Below are 3,634 nucleotides of genomic sequence, written 5' to 3'. Positions count from 1 at the left end.
TTTTGGATTTTGTGTGTTCCGATAACGTGCTGGAACAATATGACCAATCTAACGCCAATGCGCAACAGGTGGGCGTGTTTGGCGCTCCGACAATGATTCTTGATGGTCAGATGTGGTGGGGAAATGACCGTTTAGACTTTTTGCGGGAGTATCTCAAAAACAAACAAAACCGAGGATTTGAAAAATGAGAGATTTGATCGACGTCCAGCGTGGCAAACAAAGTGCACGTATGTTTCACGACCCTGAGATTTACGAACGAGAAATGGAAGCTATTTTGGTCGTTGTTGGCTGTTTTTAACGCATGAGTCAGCTATCCCGAATTTTGGAGATTTTGTAACTACTCGTATGGGGCAAGACGAAGTGATCGTTGTGCGCCAAAAGGATGGCTCCATAAAAGCATTTCTCAATGTCTGCAGACACCGCGGCGCACGCATTTGTCCGGTTGAAGCCGGTAACAAGCGCTCGTTTGTTTGCAATTACCACGGTTGGTCTTATGCGGTTGACGGTTCTTTATCCGCAGTGCCGTTCGAAAAAGAGCTTTATCAAGGCAAACTAGATCGAGAGACGCACGGCCTGAAAGAAGTTGCTCAAGTTTCAATTTATCATGGTTTCGTCTTCGGTAATTTCGATGCAGGTGCAATTAGCTTGGAGGATTATCTAGGTGACGCCCGATGGTATCTTGATATCTGGATGGAGGCGAGTGGAGGCGTTGAACTAGTCGGTCCACCTAGTCGGTCTGTTGTCCATTGTAACTGGAAAGCGCCATGCGAGAATTTCGTCGGTGATGCCTATCATGTTGGCTGGACGCACGCATCGTCTTTGGCAGTCAGTGGATCAATGCTGGCACCGATGTCCGGAAATGCGGCCCTTCCGCCAGCAGGTGCAGGGATTCAAGTCGCCTCTCGCTATGGGCACGGACACGGGATTTTGTATGACGTTCATCCCGGTGGCCATGATGCTAAACTCGGCGAGGAAATGTTGGCTTGGCAGGCTACAAAACGCGTTGCAATGGAAGAGAAATACGGTGCTATTCGCACACGCTATTATGGCTCACATATAAACGGAGCAATTTTCCCTAATGTTTCATATCTTTGGGGCACGAATCTTTTTAAAACCTGGCAGCCGCTTGGGCCGAATGAAACAGAATGCTGGACTTGGGCAATAGTCGAAAAAGATATGCCGGACGAATTGAAACGTAAGATCGTAAACGGAATGCACCGAACATTCGGTGTGGCTGGATACTGGGAAGCTGATGATAATGACAATATGGAATCAGCATCGCTTTTGACCACAGGATTTCAAACACGCAAACTGCAATTGAATGCACAAATGGGAATAGGAAAAGATATTGTCGATTCTGAACTGCCAGGTGTCGTAGGTCGGGCCGCAATCGGTGAAACCTCGTATCGCGGTTATTATCGGTTTTATGACGAAGTTATGAGGTCTGCCTCTTGGGGGGATATGGATCCGAGCGATGATAGCTGGAAAGAACAGCTTGTTAGTGCTGATGTCTAAGCAAAATGACATCGATATCTGTGGCATTATTAAGGTGAATTGAAATGAATAGCGTATCAAGGTCTGCAAATGTGATGGGAGCTGACATCTGGGATGGGGATCCCGAGATTATCTGGGATACGGATATTACTGGTGAGGTAAATGCGTTCTTTCTTAGAGAAGCGCGCTTGCTGGACACGCGGCGGTTGCGTGAATGGCTTGCCCAAATGATCGACAAAAATATACGCTATGTAATCGTTAGTCGGCAACTTCGTTACAAGAATGATAAGCGGTATGACCTGCCCGATGAAGTTTTCATTTATGATGACGACTATGAATGTCTCAATGCTAGAGTGGAGCAATTTCATTCTGAGCTGAATTGGAGGGTCAACCCGGATGAAAATTACCAGCACATGGTTGCAAACACAGAGATCGCTCAAAAGCCGGGAAGCGTAAATCTTTTCGTACGATCCAACTGGTTTGTCCAACGTGCCCGACGTCAATACGAGATCGACCGTTTTGTTTATTGTCGGCACGACGAGTTAGCGAGAGATAGCGAAGGCAAGTTCAAGGTTGTTGCACGCCATATCGATTATGACGAACGATGTGTTAGTGGCCGTAATATGACGCTGTTCTTGTAATATAATCAATAAATTGGATCGGAGAAGATAATGGGTTGGCTCAAAGATGATGTCGCATTGATCACTGGTGGCGGGGCTGGATTGGGCCTTGCTTTGGTTCATCGTTTTATCGATGAAGGCGCTAGCGTCGTTGTTTTGGAGAGGGACGCAAATCGTGCCGACAGCCTAAAGCGCAAATTTGGCGAGAAAATTGAAACTGTCGTTGGCGATGTTACATCTTATGAAGATAATGTGAAAGCGGTGGAAACGGCTGTTGAGCGCTTTGGCCGACTTGATACTTTCGTCGCAAATGCAGGCGTCTTCGATTTTTCAAGCCACTTTCTGAATTTGAAGGGCCTGAAATTTCCGCAGCCTTTGACGAGCTTCTCTCGATCAATGTAAAGGGCGGACTCCTTGGTGCTCGTGCGGCGTTGGATGCACTCATCAAATCTAAAGGTAGCATGATCTTCACCGTGTCCAATGCCGGTTTTATACCGGCGGTGGCGGGCCGCTCTACACCGCCTCAAAACATGGACTTGTTGGTGTCGTCCGACAGTTGGCACACGAACTCGGGCCGAAGGTCAGGGTTAACGGCGTTGCGCCGGGTGGTATGCGTACAAGCCTTTCCGGCCTCAAGGCTACGAACACTGCAGACGAAAGCCTGGAAACTATGGAAGGTTTCGAGGAGTTGATTATCGGAATTACCCCGCTTCGCATGTCGCCAACACCGGATCAATATTGCGGTCCTTATGTTCTTCTCGCTTCACGCGAGAACGCAGCTCCGATGACGGGTATAGTCATTAACACTGATGGCGGCCTTGGTGTGCGAGGGATCATGAATGTATGCGGTGGAGAAGACTTGTCTGCATAAATTATTAGAAGGTCTAATAAGGAGGCGCGCGTGAAAATATGTAGGTTTAACGATAACAGGATTGGCGTGGTCCAAGGCGATATCGTCCGAGATGTTTCGGTAGCACTTACTCTTTTGCCAAATTTGGTTTGGCCAGTTCCTCTCGGCGATCTCCTGATTGAACATTTGCCGGGCCTGCTGCCAACCATACAAAGATTGGCCAAGTCAGCTCCTTCTCTCCCGCTTTCCGAAGTTGTCCTAAACTCGCCGGTTGCCAATCCGAGCAAAATCATCAACGCTCCGATTAACTATCAGAAGCATATTGCCGAAACAAAAGCGGACCAAGATATTTCCCATGGACGGGATATGACAAAGACTATTTCGGACTGGGGCCTTTTTCTCAAGGCTAATAGCTCTCTTATTGGTGCTGGAGACGAGGTTGTTCTGCGCTACCCTGAGCGGCGCATTGATCACGAGATAGAACTGGCCGTAATCATCGGAAAAAATGCCATCAGATTGCCCGCGACGATGCGCTGGGTGTGGTAGCCGGTTATGCAATCGGACTTGATATTACGGTCCGCGGTCCGGAGCTTCAGAGTTTTCGCAAATCTGCCGATACCTTTGCTGTTTGCGGACCATGGATTGTAACCGCGGACGAATTGGACGACCC

General features: G+C 48.2%; 5 protein-coding genes and 1 pseudogene. All 6 read left to right on the top strand.

Annotated features, from left to right (window positions below):
- A partial coding sequence (locus C8024_RS19125) for a DsbA family protein (protein WP_173208186.1) occupies positions 1-188 on the top strand: 188 nt, incomplete at its 5' end.
- A gap of 100 nt (positions 189-288) precedes the next feature.
- Positions 289-1,515 carry an aromatic ring-hydroxylating dioxygenase subunit alpha gene (locus C8024_RS19120; RefSeq protein ID WP_302051664.1) on the top strand — a complete coding sequence of 409 codons (1,227 nt, stop codon included), beginning with the start codon at positions 289-291 and terminating at the stop codon, positions 1,513-1,515.
- A 44-nt stretch (positions 1,516-1,559) separates the two neighbouring features.
- Positions 1,560-2,135 (top strand): aromatic-ring-hydroxylating dioxygenase subunit beta, encoded by a 576-nt coding sequence (locus C8024_RS19115; RefSeq protein ID WP_173208178.1) that lies wholly within the window; start codon positions 1,560-1,562, stop codon positions 2,133-2,135.
- A 30-nt stretch (positions 2,136-2,165) separates the two neighbouring features.
- Positions 2,166-2,516 carry an SDR family NAD(P)-dependent oxidoreductase gene (locus C8024_RS22335; protein ID WP_254306116.1) on the top strand — a complete coding sequence of 117 codons (351 nt, stop codon included), beginning with the start codon at positions 2,166-2,168 and terminating at the stop codon, positions 2,514-2,516.
- A gap of 154 nt (positions 2,517-2,670) precedes the next feature.
- Positions 2,671-2,985, top strand: a complete 315-nt coding sequence (locus tag C8024_RS22330; RefSeq protein ID WP_254306115.1) for an SDR family oxidoreductase — start codon at positions 2,671-2,673, stop codon at positions 2,983-2,985.
- 30 nt (positions 2,986-3,015) lie between these two features.
- A pseudogene (locus C8024_RS23885) lies at positions 3,016-3,634 on the top strand (fumarylacetoacetate hydrolase family protein); the annotation flags it as partial.

Source organism: Sphingopyxis sp. BSNA05 (assembly GCF_013265645.1).
GTDB lineage: Bacteria > Pseudomonadota > Alphaproteobacteria > Sphingomonadales > Sphingomonadaceae > Parasphingorhabdus.
Note: the sequence above shows the minus strand (reverse complement) of the source record. Positions and strands in the feature narration are given on the sequence as shown.

Coding starts and splice junctions, on each gene's coding strand:
- C8024_RS19115 (WP_173208178.1), top strand. CDS start 1,560: ATGAATAGCGTATCAAGGTCTGCAAATGTGATGGGAGCTGACATCTGG.
- C8024_RS22335 (WP_254306116.1), top strand. CDS start 2,166: ATGGGTTGGCTCAAAGATGATGTCGCATTGATCACTGGTGGCGGGGCT.